This is a genomic window from Pandoraea commovens (genome assembly GCF_902459615.1).
Taxonomy (GTDB): Bacteria; Pseudomonadota; Gammaproteobacteria; order Burkholderiales; family Burkholderiaceae; genus Pandoraea; species Pandoraea commovens.
The window spans coordinates 122351-138747 of record NZ_CABPSA010000002.1 but is presented as its reverse complement, the minus strand read 5'-3'; the positions used below and the strand labels follow the sequence as shown (position 1 = coordinate 138747).

Below are 16397 nucleotides of genomic sequence, written 5' to 3'. Positions count from 1 at the left end.
GCAGATGACGTGAACCGTTCGACGTGCAGCGTTCTTATGGCCGCATCGTCGGAGATTCTTCCGATGTTGTCAAATTTCCGGAACGCTATATACCGATTTATATTTCGAGAGGGTCGACTTCGAGATGCCAGCGAACAGGCGCTTTTAACGCGCGCAACTCGCTCATCCAGTGGGTGAGGAAGCGCTGGAGCGCGCCCCGGTGGGGGCTCTCGACCACGAGTTGCGCCCGGTCGGTGCCCGCGATGCGGACCATCGTCATGGGGACGGGGTCCCACAACGAGATGCGCGGGTCGTTCAGCGCCGGGGTGGCGGCGATTTCGCGGGCTTGCTTCAGGAACGCCATGGCGTCGTCGAGCTTGCGGGCTTCGGCGCGCAGGAGGGCCTGATGAGTGTACGGCGGCAAGAGTGCGACGCGGCGCTCTTCCAGTTGCTGCGCGGCAAAGCCCGCGTAGTCGTGGCGCATGAGCGACGCGAACAGCGGATGCGACGCGTAGCGTGTCTGAATCAGCACGTCGCCGGGGCCGTCGGCCCGCGCGGCGCGTCCGGCACGGCCCGCCACCTGCATGAGCTGGGCGAAGAGACGTTCGGCAGCCCGGAAGTCATGCGAGAAGAGGGCGCTGTCGGCGTTGACCACCCCCACCAGCGTGACGTTACGGAAATCGTGTCCTTTGGCCACCATCTGCGTGCCGATCAGGATGTCGACCTCGCCCGCATGCACCTGTGCGAACAGGGCTTGTGCGCTGCCTTTGCGACGCGTGCTGTCGGCGTCGATCCGCGCGAGCCGCGCGTCGGGGAAGTGTTCGGCGAGTGCTTCTTCGATCCGTTGCGTGCCGCGTCCGAGCGGCGCCAGATCGAGGTTGCCGCAATCGGGGCACGCATGCGGAATACGCGATTCTGCCCCGCAATGGTGGCAACGCAGGCGCCGCTCAGGCTTGTGCAGCACCATGTGCGCGCTGCATCGGCGGCAGTCGCTGATCCATCCGCAGGCATCGCAGTTGAGCACGGGCGCGTAACCGCGACGATTGAGGAACAGCAAGCTTTGCTCGCCCGCTTCCAGCCGCGCTCGGATGGCCGCGAGCAGTGGCTGCGACAGCCCTTCGTGGACGACACGCTGACGCTTGCGCTCGATCTCCATGTCGATGAGCGACACGCGCGGCAGCACGGCGTCGGGGGTGGCGCGCTCGGGCATGGCCAGACGCACGTAGCGGCCTTGCTCGGCACGGTTCCAACTGTCGAGCGACGGCGTGGCCGAGCCGAGCACCACAGGGATACGCAGGCGGTTTGCCCGCCAGATGGCAAGGTCGCGTGCGGAGTACCGAAGGCCTTCCTGCTGTTTGTAGGACGGATCGTGTTCTTCGTCGACGACGATCAGCCGCAGGTGGGGCAGCGAGGCCATCACCGCCAGCCGTGTGCCCAGCACGATGCGCGCTTCGCCACGATGGGCGGCGAGCCAGTGCCGGGCGCGCTCGCCTTCGGCCAGTCCGCTGTGCAGGGTGACGAGCGTCTCGTCGGGGAAGCGCGCGCGGAACACGCCTTCGAGCTGCGGCGTCAGGTTGATTTCCGGGACGAGAACGAGCACCTGAGCATCGCGCACGTTCCGCGTATGCAACGCTTCGGCGACCGCGCGCAAATAGACTTCGGTCTTGCCGCTGCCGGTGACGCCGTAGAGCAGAAAGGGCGGGCAAGCGGGGGTGTCGGGTGCGTCGTCGGTGGCCGTCGTCTGGTCCAGACGCTGGGCGCCAGCGGCGATCAGGGCGTCGTGGATGGCACCGACTGCGTCCGCCTGTCCGACGGTAAGCGTCTTCGTTCCGAGCGGGCTGGCGCTGTCGGTGTCATCGTCCAGCACTTCGGCGAGGGCGGCGGGCGACGCGTCGCCGACGTCGGTAGCTTCGTCGTCCTCTGCATCCTCTGCATCCTCGATATCGCGCACCGTTTCATGGAACGGCACGGTCTCGACGACGACCCATCCGGCGGCAGCCCATTGTTTGAGCACGTCCGCAGCCTTCGAACACAACGCCTTTGCTTCGTCGGCATCGAGCGTGCCCGCCTGCGCAAGCCCTTCGGCGAGCCGTCGCTGTGCGCGCAGTCGCGCCGGGACGTTCTCCATCAGCGTGGACAGCGCGCCGTCGGCGATGCGAAAACGTTGCACGCCGCGCTGCGCGAGCAGACGCGACCAGCGCATCGGCGTGCGCAGGTGGCCGGGGATCGCGGGCAGTGCGACTTCCCCGATACCGCGCTGGTAGTACCGCGACGCGAACTGCATCAGATCGCGCCAGTCATCACCGAGCGGCGGCAATTCGTGCCAAACAGACGTCACTTCTCGCAGCTTCGCAGGCGCAACTTCGCTGCGCTGCGTCAATTCCCAGACAACGCCCACAACCTGTCGTCGTCCGAACGGAACCTGCACCAGCTGACCGAGGCTCGCCGCCTGATCCAGACGGTAATCGAACAGCGTGATCAGCGGCGTATCGAGCGCAACGCGAGCGATGGCGGGCGTACCCGCACGGGGCGGGGCCGCCGGAGCAAGTGCGTCGTCGTGCGATGCGTCGCTCGGTTCGGAAAGGTCGTCGGTGCGGGTCAAACTTAAAGTGAATCCTGAGAAGTCTCGGTAAACCCCGGATTTGAGTCGGCTTTCCGGCGGCTTCGAAACGCTTGTGGATAACTATGTTGAGAACTGTGGGGATTATGGCGCGCCAGCCTCGCTACGCGGCCCTCGCATCGCTTGGACCCCCGACTTTGCTTGAATCAAAATTGCTTTTTGATCAATAGCTTATGAATGACGTCGACGGTGCCTTATCGACGTCTCTCACTTGCGGCGGCGCAGCGAGAATTTGTGCATAAGTCTTCGGGACAACTCCGCAAATTGGAGGGGTTCTTCGACCGCTTATCCCTTGACTTTCCCCACTTGAAACGGCGGTTGGGTTTGCAGGGCGAAATGCCCCGCGAACCCGCGTCTTCGCTTGCGCGTATTTTTGATCACGCCGTCTGACGGATCTTCCGGCTATAGCTGTGTACCTCGTCCACAAGCGCCGCAACGTGCTCGGGGTTGGTGAATTGCGAGATGCCGTGTCCGAGGTTGAAGACATGGCCTGGTGCATTGCCGTACGCGTCGAGCAGTCGGCGCACCTCGGTGCGGATGGCGTCGGGCGCGGCAAACAGGGCGGTGGGGTCGAAATTGCCTTGCAGTGCACAACGCTCGCCCACACGACGACGGGCCGCCGCCAGATCGACAGTCCAGTCCAGACCAATGGCGTCCGGGCCGGTGTCGGCGATGGCTTCGAGCCACTGGCCGCCGCCCTTGGTGAAGACGATGTGCGGAATACGCACGCCGTTCCATTCGCGGTGCACGCCTTCGAGCGCCTTCTTCATATAGGCGAGCGAGAAGCGTTGATACAGGCCGTCGGCCAGCGCGCCACCCCAGGTGTCGAACACCATGATGGCCTGCGCGCCCGCTTCGATCTGAGCGTTGAGATAGGCGGCGACGGCGCGTGCGTTGGTCTCGAGGATGTGCGTCATCAGATCGGGACGTTCGTACATCATCGTCTTGACGGTGCGGAAGTCGGCGGAGCCTTGTCCTTCGACCATGTAGCACGCGAGGGTCCACGGGCTGCCCGAGAAGCCGATGAGCGGCACGCGGCCGTTCAGAGCGCGGCGGATTTCGCTGACCGCGTCGAACACGTAGCGCAGGCTGTCCAGATCCGGGGCCTGAAGGCCGCGCACGTCGTCTTCGGTGCGCAGCGGATGCGCGAAGCGCGGGCCTTCGCCCGCTTCGAACGACAGGCCGAGGCCCATGGCGTCGGGGATGGTGAGAATGTCCGAGAACAGGATCGCGGCGTCGAGCGGAAAGCGCTCAAGCGGCTGAAGCGTGACTTCGGTGGCGTAGGCAGGGTTCTTGGCCAGCGCCAGGAAGCTGCCGGCCTTGGCACGGGTCGCGTTGTATTCGGGCAGGTACCGGCCCGCCTGACGCATCAGCCAGATCGGCGTGTACTCGGTCGGCTGGCGCAGCAGGGCGCGCAGGAAAGTATCGTTTTGCAGAGCTTGGGACACGTCGCAGGGAGGGTCGGTTGGTTTTGGGCAAGCGGTCATTTTACTCGGGTATCCGGGGGCTGGTCGCGGGCCGGGCTGTTATGCCGCAGATAAGCGCTTGGGAGGGACGTGCGCTGTGGCGTCGATTTTTTTGCGCGGGTTGGCGGCGTCGCGTCCGAACCCGTAGTATGAGAGGCCCACGCGCCGCCACAGACGACGCGGGAAACTCGTGCGTCACAACGCCAGTAAAACAATACGGAGACAAGCATGACAGTCATGAAGACGGCCGCCCGCGCGGCTTTCATGGCAGGGGCGGCGCTCGCCGTCACCTTCGCCACCGGTATCGCCACTGCCACCCTCGCGCAGGCACAGTCCGCCACGCCCCAGCCTTCCGCCGTCCACTCCCGGCTCGACGACATCGTGAAGTCGGGCACCCTGCGCGCTTGCGCAACGGGCGACTACAAGCCCTATTCGTTCCGCCGCCCGGACGGCCAGTTCGAAGGCATCGACGTGGATCTGGTCGCCTCGCTGGCGAAGTCGCTCGGCGTGAAGCCGGTGATCGTTCCCACGACGTGGAAGGCACTGATGGACGATTTCACCGCCGGGAAGTGCGATATCGCCGTCGGTGGCATCTCGGTGACGCTCGATCGCGCCGCACGCGCCTATTACAGCAAGGTGGTCATGATCGACGGGAAGTCGCCGATCGTTCGCTGCGCCGACGTGTCGAAGTACCAGACGCTCGCCGATCTGAATAAACCCAGCACGCGCGCCATCGCCAACCCCGGCGGCACCAATGAACGCTTCGCCCGTCAGTACCTCCCCAACGCCACCCTCACCATCTACCCGGATAACGTCACGATCTTCCAACAGATCGCCGACGGGAAAGCGGATGTCATGGTCACGGACTCCTCCGAGACGCTGCTCCAGCACAAGCTCAATCCTGCCTTATGCCCGGTCAATCCCGATAAGCCGCTTCAGTTTGGCGAGAAGGCCTACCTGCTGCCTCGCGGCGATGACGTCTTTAAACACTACGTCGATCAGTGGCTCAACCTCGCCCAGAAAACCGGTGAGTATCAAGCCGTTGTCGATAAGTGGCTGAAGTGAGGGGCTAACGCTGTCGGGTAAGGCCAACGCCTCACCCTCCCCACTCCGCAGCGACACCGAAACAAGGGGGGCGCTCCCCTCCGTTCCACTACCTTTAAGTCACTGCGGTGAGCGCCCCCCTTGTTCCGGCCTGCCTTGCCCAGGGCCCAGAAAACCCCTCGGTCTTCTGGGGCCGCCGCCTTTCCTTTTATCCCAACCACTCTCTTAGTCGCTGCGCAGCGTCGTGCATCACCATCCTCGCCTGCGGCACAAACGGCTGCAATCTCGCAAAACTGTGCGTGAGGCCCGCCGCTTCGATGATCTCCGCCCTTGCGCCCGTCCGTGCAACGAACCGCGCATATTCCACCGCCTCGTCATGCAACGGGTCATACTCCGCCGCAATCACCAAACTGTTCGGCAACGGATGACGTGGTGCCTCCGCCATCAAATTCACCCGGACATCGTCCTCCGCAGGTTCTACGTCACCCAGAAATTCCTTCCAGTACCAACGCATCTCGTCACGCGTTAATCCCACACCGTCCGCCAATCGCTCATAACTCGGCGTGTCGAACCGATACTGCACCACCGGGTAGATGAGCAATTGAGCACCGACCATTCCGGGATGTTTGTCGTTGAACCACGCTGCCGCCTGCGCCGCCAGATGACCACCCGCGCTGTCGCCCGCGACAGCCAGACGGTCAAGACTCACGCCCAGTCGCGCTCGCTGCTCCGCCGCCCAGGCAAGCGCTTCTCGCGCATCGTCGATGGGCGTCGGGAACGGGTGCTCCGGCGCCAGACGGTAGTCGACGCTCAACACCGCGACGTCCGCATCCTGCGCGAGCAAGGCCGCCACGGTGCCATGCGTGTCGACGTCGCCGACGACCCAGCCACCCCCGTGGAAGTACACGACCAGCGGGACGGTGCGACCCACAGGACGATACAGGCGCGCGCGCAGGTTGCGACCCGGCAAAGGAATGTCGAACGTCTCGCTGCGCAAACCCGCCGGTAACGGACGCAAGGCCTCGACCGCGACGGTCGCGAATTTGGCCCGGACTTCCTGCGGCGTCGGTGCGGGCGCGTTCTCAGGGGTGGGGTACTTACGCGCCATCAGGTCGTAGTAAGCGAGCAAATCGGCATCGATGGTCATGGCAGCAATAGGTTGGCGTTTTAGGAGGAGCGGAGGACGTCGGGATTTCTTGTTTTTCGGGACGTGGCGATGCGACATTGCGTCGGTCGCCGACCTGCTTTGGCTGACTCGGCTAACCACCGCCCTGCATCAGCCAACGTTGATGTTCGATCTTCACGCAGCGGTCCATCACGACATCCAGCCCCGCCGCCAGCGCTACCGCAGCGGCTTCGTCGTTCTCGATGCCCAGCTGCATCCACAGACTTGTCGCACCAATGTCCACGGCTTCCTGCGCAATGGGCGGAATGTCCGCACTGCGCCGAAAACAGTCGACCATCTGGATGCGCACGCCCTCGGCCCGCAAAGCGTCCGCCGCCTCGCTCAAGCTCGCGTAAACGGTTTCGCCCAGTATCGTTTCGCCCGAATCCGCCGCCTGCGGATTGACCGGCACGATCCGGTAGCCATGCTGCTGCATATAGCGCGATGTGGTGAAACTCGGCCGGTCCGGTCGCGGCGACAATCCCACGACAGCGATCACCCGGTCTCGCGCCAGAATCTGCCCCAGTCGTTCAATGGTTTCCATTGCTCACTTTGTTGCCACGCACAAAGATTGAAAGTAGCACATCGCAACCGACGACGTGCAAGACGTGACACCTCGCGCAGTTAAGTCCGGGCAGGGCAATAGCGGATGATTGTCGGGCTTGAGTAGGTGAATTCCGAGATGTCGATGAGATGTCTGGGAGGTGACGCAGAGGTGACGACGAAATGCTTTATCCGGCGAGTTATTCAGGATGACGAACCAACACGAGCAATTTGTGTCTCCTCTGAAGTCCTTGCCGGATAAGGCTCTCAGGGGTGTCGCTGCGATGATGTAACGCTCAAGGTGTTACAACCTGAAACACTTTGTTACCCCTCCGTCCAAACCTTTCCACCACAATGCATCTCAACGCTGAAGTGCTTATCCCCCGGTAACACAGCAGCGCGACTGTATCGGCAAGAGGCGTCCCCCGGCGCGAATTGCAAGTGGTTCGATGCAGTGCTCCGAATCTGGTCTCCTCGCGCTAACCCCGTAGCGTGTGGTTTTGGCGGGCCCGTGTGTCCCGCCATTTTTTTTGCCTGTTTCGTCCTACATCTTTCCTAAGACTTTCTCCGACGTTTCCCGACGTTTCCCGATATTCACCCGACGATTGTTTCGACATCCGATTTTTTTTTCGGAAATCGATTCGCGCCTGCATAAGACGTCGCCGCGTCAGCGCGACGCAGTCGCTCTGAGCCATGGCTTGAGCCAGCCCAGTCCCGCACGGGTTTCGCCTTGCGGGCGGTACTCGCACCCCACCCATCCCGCGTATCCCAATTCATCCAGCAACCGGAACAGGAACGGGTAGTTCACCTCTCCCGTGTCGGGTTCGTGCCGTGCAGGCACCCCGGCGACCTGCACATGGCCGATGTTGCCGATGTACTGACGCAGCTTCATCGCCAGATCGCCTTCGACGATCTGACAGTGGTAAGCGTCGAACTGGACTTTGAGATTGCCTGCGCCAACTTCCGAGCGGATGGCATGGGCCTGATCCTGACGCGTCAGGAAATAGCGCGGAAAGTCGCGCGGATTGATCGGTTCGATCATGACGGTGACGCCGTGCGCCGCCGCCTGCCCCGCCGCATACGCGAGGTTCTCGAGAAACGTGGCCCGGCAACGCTCGGGTGACTCGGTGGCATCGGGACAGCCTGCCATGACGTGCAACTGACGGCAGCCGAGCGCGTCGGCATAGTCGAGGGCGAGTTCAATGCCATCGCGAAACTGCGCTTCGCGTCCAGGCAGCGCTGCGAGGCCGCGCTCACCACTGGCCCAGTCACCTGCCGGCGCATTGAACAACACTTGCGTGAGGCCGGTGTCATTCAGACGGGTCCGGATTTCCTGCGCCGGATGCTCGTACGGAAACAGAAATTCGACGCCCCGGAAGCCATCGCTCGCCGCTTCGCGAAAACGGTCGAGAAACGGTACTTCCTGGTAGAGCAGGGTGAGGTTCGCAGCAAATCGCGGCATGGGAGTCTCCGTCGCCGACTTCCGGCGGGGCAGGGTGGGCGGATGACCCCCACGATATCACTGCCCGTCGATCTGGGGCGCCGCCACGCTGCGCAACTGGAAGCGTCCGTCGTTATTGAAGAGCCACGTCTCGACAGCACGCACGCGCCCACTGCTGTCGACCAGCGCACGGCTCGGTGCCGGGAGCGGGCTCGCCCGTCGCAGGCTGGCGATGGCAATGCGCTCGGCCTCGTGATCGTCATTGCTGCGGTAGAGCGCCACGCCGGTCACGTTTCCATTGCGGTCCACCCAGTATTCGAGCGACACCACGGAGCGCAACATTGGCTGTGGATTGCCCGGTGTGATTTCGCGCGCGTTGACTTCAACGATGCGCCGGGCCGCCGCGATCTTGTATTGATCGAGACCCGTGAGCGGGGCCTGACCGAATGGAAAGTTCAGGATGAGCGGTTTCTTCGGTTCGAAGTCCGGGTTGGCACAGCCCGTCACCAGCAGAGCGCAGGCAACGGCGACGGACCCGCCGAGCACGGCGGTGCAAGCGATGCGGGCGGTACGCGGCAAATGCCCGCACCGGGAAAGTTGCGTATTCATGACTTGTCTCCCGCAACGATCGCGACACTGTTCTTGTTTTGACTACCGGTGCTGCACGAACGGCATCCGCGCCCGACGCAGGGCACGGGCGGGACACCGTCCGGGACTACCGGGACTACCGGGGTTACCCGGCGCGTGTGCCGAACGACCAGTTCGGCATCAGGGCGTTGGATGCCAGATTCTCGTCCTGCAATTTGCGCGCAGTCTCCACACCCGCGACGGGCAATCCCTTCGGGTCAAGCAGACCGATCTGCACCAGCACGCTCGCCTGATCCCAATATATGTGTTCGTGCTCCAGTTTGTCTCCCCGGAATCTCACTATGGCGACCAGCGGAATCTCGACCCGGCGTCCCGTCGGCTCGACCCCCGGCAGCATCCAGTCAACCGGCGTCGTGTGCGTGAAGCAAAACAGCAATTCGTCGACCAGTTGCGTCGCGCCGATGGTCCGTGAGATCGGAATCAATTGGGTATCGGGCGGATTGCTGTTGACGAAGTGATTTCGGTAGAAGTGCGCCAGTTGCTGGTGACCCACGCCGCCGGTCATCGTCGGAATGTGATTGACGTAAGGCTCTGGCACCATCGTCTTCATGAGCGGGTCGATCTCACGAATGGCGAACTCATACGCACAATGTGTTTCCCAAAGCGACGCGAAGTCGAAATGCGGTCCAACGACGTTGCGGATCGCGGCGATGGTGCGCTGGTGCGCAAGTTGCGTGGCCGAGCGGTTGAAGTGATCGCCGGGACGCGCGAACGCATGATCGGCGTCCGGATAGCTGTAGAGGGTGACGCTGGGATGCTTGCCGAGACGTTCGGTCAGCGCGTCGCGCACTTCTGCGGGCGCGTATTTGTCGAGTTCGGCGATATGCAATACGAGGGGCGGATGCTCGCCCGCGAGTTCTTCGACATGCTGCTCCAGCCCCACGCCGTAGTACCCGACCGCGACGTCCGCACTCGTTCGCGTCACGGACAGCGCGGCGAGCTTGCCCCCCAGGCAGTACCCGACCACACCCACGCCGCCGACGCATTCGGGCAGTGCCCGCAGCGCGTCGACGGTGGCACCCACGTCTTCCATCCCGAGATCGACGTCGAAGCTCTGGAACAACGCGAACGCGCGCTGCCAGTCACCGGACGAATACCCGAGCTCGATGCCCGGCTCGATGCGCCAGAACAGATCGGGGGCCAGCACGACATAACCCTCTTCGGCGTAACGATCGGCGAGTTCGCGGATATAGGCGTTCACCCCGAAGATTTCCTGACACAACACCAGTCCCGGACCCTTGCCTGCGCTAGAACCCTTGTTGTCGGGCGTCGCCAGATAGGCCTGAAAGGTTTTGCCGTCGCGTGACTTGATGCTGATGAAGCGTCCTGCCATGTCGTTGTCCTCCGAAAGGTTTGCGGATAGCCATGCCGTGATCTGACCGACCGATTTTGAATCGGGACGCCGCATTCCGCAATCCAGGTGGGCGGCTTTCTAAAAGCGTGCAGAACTACAGGTATCGCGCCCGAGGGGGACAAAAGAAGGTCTACGACGATTGCGGTGACCCAAACCGCGAAGCATAGCGGCACTTATCGAGCGTCTCGCCTCTAATGACCCGGTTCGTACAAGAGAGACATCTCCTGGACTGATGTCGTCCCGCTCACTGCCATTCACGGCGGGCGGCACGGCATCCGCGCATTCTCATTCGAAATCAAAGGACGTTGAAATTCCATGCCAAATCACACCTACTTTCCGGCAAGCGATATGGCTCGCGCTGCATCTGTTCTGCCCGCGCTTTTCAAGACCATCGTCAAAAATGACCTGGCCGCGGACCTGTCCTGCGTCGCGCTGCGAGGTCGTACGAGATCGGACCCGCCGCCGTACTCCGCCGCCAACGCAGGCAGGGTGCTTCAGCATTTGCCTGCCTCCGGTCGACCCAAGCGGCCACTCGTCGCCTCGGGTGCCGCAGAACTGGCGAGCGCCTTGCACGCTGTTACTCAGCCACGTACGCGGCATGCGGTGCCGCTGGCCGGCGATCTGATCTCGTCTCACGCGCTCAATGCGCTTCCCGTGTTGCACGACACCGTCCTAAATCCCATCGCTGCGACGTGTTTCGAGACCGGTGTTTCGCTGGCGATTCTGGATTCCCCGGGCGCAGTGGGCGATGTGCTGAACGACAAGGCTCGGGCGCTTCATCGGGTGCTTGCGTCGATATACAACGATGGGAAATTCTCCGACCTTGCGCTGGGACTTGCGGGACAAACGTACTCGTGGCGTCAATTGTTCGATAGCAAGATGCTCAAGAAAGTCGCTCCCGTCGGCGATGAGATCGGCCGATGCGCAGCGATGGAGCTCAACGAAAGCTGGATGACCGGCGCGAAGCCATCGGGTTGGACGTGGGTCGAATCGGTCCTGCAACGCGACGGGAATGTGCCGGGTGACGGCCAATGGCGAAACACGCTGACTCAGATCTGGTTGCTGAGCAGTTTCGGCACGCTACTGTATGACCTCCTGACGGACGCCGACGCCGGTGGGCAAAACCGTCAATTCATCGCGCGCCTGATGGGAATGAACGAAGGCGCGGTTCAGACGCTGCACGACGAGATGATGCGCTCATTGCGGCACGCGGCATTCGACTCGCCCGAAACACGGGATCGATGGGAGCGTCGACCGATGGTCCGCGATGAAAACGGCGTCGATTTGACGACCGGCGCGAAGCGGGTCGATGGTCGCACGCACAACGCGGGGACGGGCCGTGTCTACGCGGCACCGAGCTTTGCGACGCAGGCGGGAAGTACGCGGCATGAAGCCCAGGTGCGGGCGATGGGACGCATGGCGATGGCGCGCGTTCATGAACCCATCCGGCAAATGGGACGCCCTGGGGTGCTGACCGACGATGGCTACGCACGTATGCCCGAACCGTTCAGGGCGCGCCTGATCCCGGCGCTGGCGTCGCATGAGCTTACACACGGCAATGCCATCAATCGATGGATCGTGATGGGTTCTTACGGTAGGCAGAGTCGCGACGCGGGCATGCCGGTGGCATGCGCGCACTCGGCCAGTGCGTTCGAAACGCTTTACGCGCTGACTTATCTGGAAGGTGAGTCACTGAGCGGCAAGCGAGATATGGTGGAAGCCGCCGCGTTGGGCATTGCGTCGTTCATGAACTTCGGCGGATACCACACGTTTGTCGAGGTGCTGCCGCTCAGTTTCGCACTTGCCGATGGCGAGACGTTTTCTGTCAACGTGAAAACGAATGCCCGTCAGCAGCTTTATGGACGTGTCGCAGCGGCAGTCGAAAGACTTTGTCCAGACATCCGCGAGACCTTTAGCGCCTACCGGAACGCGATGAACATCGCCGAGGGCCGTGAGGCATCCGGCGGCGGGCGTTCAGGCGGCAGAGACATGGAGGATCGGCTTGGGGCCGCGCACGGCGTGCCACCCGGCTATCGCCTCGCTGCTTAGCGGGTTGTCGTGCAGGTAGACGTGGCAACCGGGATGCAAACACCTCAGCGACGACGGGATGTCGTGAAAGTCATTGCCGGACAAGTGCACTTCTCGCAGATGCGGTGGCATGGCGGGCAACGACGTCAACCGATTGCCCGCCAGATTGACCGCTCTCAGGTGCGTCAGTCGATGAAAGTCTTGAGGTAACGCTGCCAGTCCGCATTGCCAGGCGTGCAGACGCACGAGATGCGGCATGCGCTCAGCGCACCCCTCGGGAAGCGCGTCGAGCGGGTTCGCCGAGATATTCAGTGCGCATAGTTCAGGCAGGCCACTATCGGGAAAGACCAGCGTCGTCACCGCATTGTTCGCGAGATTGATGCCGATAGCGCCTGCGGTAGCCGGGCCAGGAACGAAACCGGTCAGTCCGTTATTCCGGAAGTTGAGAAATTCCACTTTCGCAATATCCAACTGCGAAGCCGCTGCATCTGTTAGCCCGCTTGAGGAGAAGTCGCGCCAGGTCAGGTGCAGTCGGTGGGTCGGGCGCAACTCCAAAAACAGGGATGCTTCCCATCCGGTCGGATCGAGCATGGACGGTGCAGTCCCTTGCAGTTCGCGGGACGCGGCAACGTTGACGGCGTCGGAGAGTTGCCTGGCCATTGGGTGGGGAGCGTGGCCGGTCGTTTGGCTCGCAACGACGAGGGGACAGACATCGGAGAAAGGGGAAAGGGGCGAGGAGGTTGAAGTAGCCGAGGCGGCGGGGTCGATCAAGGACGATCTCCATTCGAGGTGAGCGGCCAAATATGACGCGTCGACAGAACGGAGTTGTTGTAAACGCCCTGAAGTTGCCGGGAAATGGGCGCATTGGGGCGCATTGGGGCGCATTGCGGCGATCACGGCGCGTGATTTGGGGCACGGTTATGGCGGGTCGCACGCCACGGATTGGCCGCTCACGGAGCGATCGGGCATACTCGCAGCCGGACCGCGGATCGCGTTGTCATCACGACGGCGCCACACCGGACGCTTTTCGAACGCATTGGAGTGACCATGATTACCGTCTACCACAACCCGCGCTGCTCGAAGTCGCGCGAAGCGCTGGCTCTCGTCGAAGGCTCCCCGGCGGGCCACGACCTGCAAATCGTCGAGTATCTGAAGACGCCGCCGACGCTTGCCGATCTCAAGCGTCTGCATCAATTGCTGGGCGTGCCGGTGCGCGAGATGATTCGCAGCAACGAGACGGAATTCGCGGAACTGGGACTGGCCGATACGGCGCTGAGCGACGATGCACTGCTGGCTGCGGTGGCCAAGCATCCGAAGCTGTTGCAGCGGCCCATCGTCGTGAACGGCAACAAGGCGGTGATCGCACGGCCGCCGGAGCTGGTCAGCGGCGTGCTGTAAGCGCGGAGGAACTTTAGGGGCAGCAGGGCAGGGACTTGATGCCTGCCCTGTGCGCGCAAGGTTAGCGATGCACCGTGCTGTCCTTGCCGGGGCCGGTGGCCGGGGATTCTGCGTCGTTGGCGGATTCCGCCGATTCGGCTGCCTCGGCTTGCGCTGCGGCCTTCGCTGTGGTCGAACCGAACACCGGGGCGTCGGCATTGGCCGTCAGGCCCGCGCCACGCCAGCCGGGTAACTCGGCGAGCGTCTTCTGCTGCTCGCGCAGTTCCGCGAGCATGTTGCAGAAGAGCGCACCTTGTTCGAGCGCGTCGTCCAGCGCCACGTGCGTGTGCGGTAGCGGGTCGAGCCAGACCTGCGGCAGACGCGGCTTGATGCACTTGCGGTACGGCATGCCCGTCATCGCAAACGCGAGCGTCTTGATATCCAGCGCCGACCATGAGAACGGGCAACGGCCGACGAAGCGCATCATGTACCAGAACATGAACGTGAAGTCGAAGCCCGCCGGATAGGCCACGAAGACCGGCTTGCCGGGCAACTTCTCCACCCACTTCACGTAAGCCTTGAGCGCCTTGGCCGGGTCTTCCGGATCCACGCGACAGGCTGCCCACGCTTCCGGCTCGGTCTTCCACCACTTCATCGTGAGCGGGTGCCCCTTGGCGTCGGGCAGACATTCCAGGTTAGCGCTGAACGTGCCGATCAGTTCCTTATCGGCCGTATACGCAGCCGACGCAAAGCTCAACATCGAATGCGGACCCGGGATCGGGCCATCGGCCTCGACGTCGGTACTGACGAAAATCTCCTCGTCCACGGGAATGATGCGCGACGGGGTACGGGACATCGCCTCGCTCATGAAGCGCTCCGGGCGAGCACGGCATCGGCGACGTACGGGTTCGTCTGACGCTCCTGACCGAAGGTCGACACCGGGCCGTGACCCGGAATGAACGTGACGTCGTCGCCCAGCGGCCAGAGCTTGTCGCGAATCGAAGCGATCAGGTCGGCGTGGTTGCCGCGCGGAAAGTCGGTGCGCCCGATGGACCCGGCAAACAGCACGTCGCCCACGCTAGCCAACCGTTCGTCCTTCGAGAAGAACACCACGTGACCCGGCGTGTGGCCCGGGCAATGGAAGACGTCGAGCGTGACCTCGCCGAAGGTGACGGTGTCGCCGTCGCCCAGCCAGCGGTCGGGGGTGAACGGCTCCGGCTCCGGAAAGCCGAAGCGCGCGCTTTGCGCCTCAAGCTGGTCGATCCAGAACGCGTCGTCCGGATGCGGGCCTTCGATGGGCACGTCGTATTTGGCCGCCAGTGCGCCTGAGCCGCCACAGTGATCGAGGTGGCCGTGCGTCAGGAAAATCTTTTCGAGCGTCACACCCTGACGTTCGATCTCGCCCACGATCCGGTCGATGTCGCCGCCGGGATCGACCACGGCAGCGCGCTTCGTGGCGTCGCAGACGAGCAGGGTGCAGTTTTGCTGGAAGGGCGTGACAGGTATCAGAGTGACGTTCATTGGGCTATCGGGGACGCAATTTTTGTCTATTGTATTCGGCCACGCGTGTCGTCGCCCGCAGCCCTGTCCCGTTTGCCGCGCCCAATTCAAGGTAACGCATTGTAAACAAGTCTCAACGCGTAAGTGAACGCTCGCTGTTAGGTTGATTTTTGTGGCGTGTTAGACTTGCGGGCTATGCGAACACGCGACATGCTCACACGGTTCGCGGTCTGCTGCGCCCTCGCCCTGACGTTGACAGCCTGCACAACGCCGCTCGAACCTCCCAGCCAGACGGCTGCCGCCACTTCGGCGACAGGCGCGCGCGCCCGTGCGCGCGAAGCCAATTCACCCGTCGGGTCCAGTTTCGATTTGCAATGGCCGGGCCGATCCTATCGAAACGAGGGTCTCAACCCCGGCGATCCCGATGCTCCCGAGCGTGATGGCGAAGCGCGTCTGCGCGCCGACGCAGGCACCTTCTTCCAGTCGGGCACGGCATCGTGGTACGGCAAGAAGTTTCACGGTCGCCGCACCGCAACCGGCGAAGCGTTCGACATGAACGAACCGACCGCCGCACATCCGACATTGCCGCTGGGCAGCTTCGCGCTGGTGCGCAACATCGCCAATAACAAGACCGTCGTTGTGAAGATCAACGACCGCGGCCCGTACACCCGCAATCGCATCATCGATCTGTCCTACGGCGCGGCGAAGCAACTCGACTTCATTCGCGCCGGACATACCAAGGTCGAAATTCGCCGCCTCTCGCGCAGCGAAGTCGCAGCCCTCGGCCTCGACGACGCCAGCAGCGCGCAGAACAACACGCCGAGCACCCCGAGCAAAGTGCAGTAATTCCACCGGCTACCTCCCTCAATCCCGAACGTCATTCCGAATTCCTTTCGGACGTGTCTTAAAAAGCGGGACATCCACTGCGCATTTATTGTGCAAACAACGCACATTGCGGGTGAAACACGCCGCATTCTTTCGATTTTCGGCGCATCCCATTGGCTGAACGCCTCGCACGAACGTGCGCGCATCGAATTGCGCACGACCGAATCGGCTAATTTTTTTCCGATTGCCGCATAAAAATGCCAGCGTTTGGGCGCAATCCGATGTTCCACGGGCGTCCCGGGAAGTTGCGTTGGCAACCGTTGTTCGCTGCCGGGGATGTGGGTAGACTGTGCCCCACGCGCAGGTGCACGCTTTGTGTGCATCCGAAAGAGGCCCGCCGAGACCCG

General features: G+C 62.9%; 14 protein-coding genes. 4 read left to right on the top strand and 10 right to left on the bottom strand.

The features are described from left to right. Nucleotides 1-97 precede the first annotated feature (97 nt). On the bottom strand, nucleotides 98-2581 hold the full coding sequence (locus PCO31010_RS06885) for a primosomal protein N' (protein WP_150663628.1): 2484 nt from the start codon (nucleotides 2579-2581) through the stop codon (nucleotides 98-100). A 395-nt stretch (nucleotides 2582-2976) separates the two neighbouring features. Beyond that, nucleotides 2977-4047: a uroporphyrinogen decarboxylase gene (hemE, locus tag PCO31010_RS06880; RefSeq protein WP_281357711.1), complete on the bottom strand. Its 1071-nt coding sequence runs from the start codon at nucleotides 4045-4047 to the stop codon at nucleotides 2977-2979. Nucleotides 4048-4302: 255 nt separating this feature from the next. On the opposite strand from hemE, the gene PCO31010_RS06875 reads away from it, so the two are divergent. Beyond that, the gene (locus PCO31010_RS06875; protein WP_174984580.1) at nucleotides 4303-5130 is read left to right on the top strand and encodes a transporter substrate-binding domain-containing protein; all 828 of its coding nucleotides are present in this window, start codon (nucleotides 4303-4305) and stop codon (nucleotides 5128-5130) included. A 187-nt stretch (nucleotides 5131-5317) separates the two neighbouring features. Here PCO31010_RS06875 and PCO31010_RS06870 read toward each other — a convergent pair whose 3' ends face one another. From PCO31010_RS06870 to PCO31010_RS06850, 5 genes are all read right to left on the bottom strand, one after another. Then, on the bottom strand, nucleotides 5318-6256 hold the full coding sequence (locus PCO31010_RS06870; protein ID WP_150663625.1) for an alpha/beta hydrolase: 939 nt from the start codon (nucleotides 6254-6256) through the stop codon (nucleotides 5318-5320). 112 nt (nucleotides 6257-6368) lie between these two features. After that, nucleotides 6369-6818, bottom strand: a complete 450-nt coding sequence (locus PCO31010_RS06865) for a CoA-binding protein (protein WP_039393924.1) — start codon at nucleotides 6816-6818, stop codon at nucleotides 6369-6371. Between the two features lie 666 nt (nucleotides 6819-7484). Further along, nucleotides 7485-8279, bottom strand: coding sequence for a 2-oxo-tetronate isomerase (otnI, locus tag PCO31010_RS06860; RefSeq protein WP_150663624.1), 795 nt, complete (start codon nucleotides 8277-8279; stop codon nucleotides 7485-7487). A 57-nt stretch (nucleotides 8280-8336) separates the two neighbouring features. Beyond that, complete coding sequence (locus PCO31010_RS06855; protein ID WP_150663623.1) at nucleotides 8337-8867, bottom strand: energy transducer TonB family protein; 531 nt, start codon at nucleotides 8865-8867, stop codon at nucleotides 8337-8339. Nucleotides 8868-8991: 124 nt separating this feature from the next. Further along, nucleotides 8992-10239: a dienelactone hydrolase family protein gene (locus PCO31010_RS06850; protein WP_150663622.1), complete on the bottom strand. Its 1248-nt coding sequence runs from the start codon at nucleotides 10237-10239 to the stop codon at nucleotides 8992-8994. A gap of 336 nt (nucleotides 10240-10575) precedes the next feature. Here PCO31010_RS06850 and PCO31010_RS06845 point away from each other — a divergent pair, with 336 nt between their 5' ends. Then, nucleotides 10576-12309, top strand: coding sequence for a hypothetical protein (locus PCO31010_RS06845; protein ID WP_150663621.1), 1734 nt, complete (start codon nucleotides 10576-10578; stop codon nucleotides 12307-12309). Here the strand turns inward: PCO31010_RS06845 and PCO31010_RS06840 are convergent. After that, nucleotides 12235-13059 carry a leucine-rich repeat domain-containing protein gene (locus PCO31010_RS06840; RefSeq protein WP_174984462.1) on the bottom strand — a complete coding sequence of 275 codons (825 nt, stop codon included), beginning with the start codon at nucleotides 13057-13059 and terminating at the stop codon, nucleotides 12235-12237. The genes PCO31010_RS06845 and PCO31010_RS06840 overlap by 75 nt on opposite strands. 276 nt (nucleotides 13060-13335) lie before the next feature. On the opposite strand from PCO31010_RS06840, the gene arsC reads away from it, so the two are divergent. Beyond that, nucleotides 13336-13686 (top strand): arsenate reductase (glutaredoxin), encoded by a 351-nt coding sequence (gene arsC / locus PCO31010_RS06835; protein WP_150662045.1) that lies wholly within the window; start codon nucleotides 13336-13338, stop codon nucleotides 13684-13686. 61 nt (nucleotides 13687-13747) lie between these two features. Here arsC and PCO31010_RS06830 read toward each other — a convergent pair whose 3' ends face one another. Continuing rightward, the gene (locus PCO31010_RS06830; RefSeq protein WP_150664166.1) at nucleotides 13748-14521 is read right to left on the bottom strand and encodes a 3'-5' exonuclease family protein; all 774 of its coding nucleotides are present in this window, start codon (nucleotides 14519-14521) and stop codon (nucleotides 13748-13750) included. 8 nt (nucleotides 14522-14529) lie between these two features. Further along, nucleotides 14530-15186, bottom strand: coding sequence for an MBL fold metallo-hydrolase (locus tag PCO31010_RS06825; protein WP_150663619.1), 657 nt, complete (start codon nucleotides 15184-15186; stop codon nucleotides 14530-14532). 189 nt (nucleotides 15187-15375) lie between these two features. Between PCO31010_RS06825 and PCO31010_RS06820 the strand changes: the two genes are divergently transcribed. Further along, complete coding sequence (locus tag PCO31010_RS06820) at nucleotides 15376-16011, top strand: septal ring lytic transglycosylase RlpA family protein (protein ID WP_150663618.1); 636 nt, start codon at nucleotides 15376-15378, stop codon at nucleotides 16009-16011. The last annotated feature ends 386 nt before the right edge of the window (nucleotides 16012-16397 follow it).

What these genes read in the sequence shown, in the direction of transcription:
- PCO31010_RS06875 (WP_174984580.1), top strand. Translation starts at nt 4,303, where the DNA reads ATGAAGACGGCCGCCCGCGCGGCTTTCATGGCAGGGGCGGCGCTCGCC.
- PCO31010_RS06870 (WP_150663625.1), bottom strand. Translation starts at nt 6,256, where the DNA reads ATGACCATCGATGCCGATTTGCTCGCTTACTACGACCTGATGGCGCGT.
- PCO31010_RS06865 (WP_039393924.1), bottom strand. Translation starts at nt 6,818, where the DNA reads ATGGAAACCATTGAACGACTGGGGCAGATTCTGGCGCGAGACCGGGTG.
- otnI (WP_150663624.1), bottom strand. Translation starts at nt 8,279, where the DNA reads ATGCCGCGATTTGCTGCGAACCTCACCCTGCTCTACCAGGAAGTACCG.
- PCO31010_RS06855 (WP_150663623.1), bottom strand. Translation starts at nt 8,867, where the DNA reads ATGAATACGCAACTTTCCCGGTGCGGGCATTTGCCGCGTACCGCCCGC.
- PCO31010_RS06850 (WP_150663622.1), bottom strand. Translation starts at nt 10,239, where the DNA reads ATGGCAGGACGCTTCATCAGCATCAAGTCACGCGACGGCAAAACCTTT.
- PCO31010_RS06845 (WP_150663621.1), top strand. Translation starts at nt 10,576, where the DNA reads ATGCCAAATCACACCTACTTTCCGGCAAGCGATATGGCTCGCGCTGCA.
- arsC (WP_150662045.1), top strand. Translation starts at nt 13,336, where the DNA reads ATGATTACCGTCTACCACAACCCGCGCTGCTCGAAGTCGCGCGAAGCG.
- PCO31010_RS06830 (WP_150664166.1), bottom strand. Translation starts at nt 14,521, where the DNA reads ATGTCCCGTACCCCGTCGCGCATCATTCCCGTGGACGAGGAGATTTTC.
- PCO31010_RS06825 (WP_150663619.1), bottom strand. Translation starts at nt 15,186, where the DNA reads ATGAACGTCACTCTGATACCTGTCACGCCCTTCCAGCAAAACTGCACC.
- PCO31010_RS06820 (WP_150663618.1), top strand. Translation starts at nt 15,376, where the DNA reads ATGCTCACACGGTTCGCGGTCTGCTGCGCCCTCGCCCTGACGTTGACA.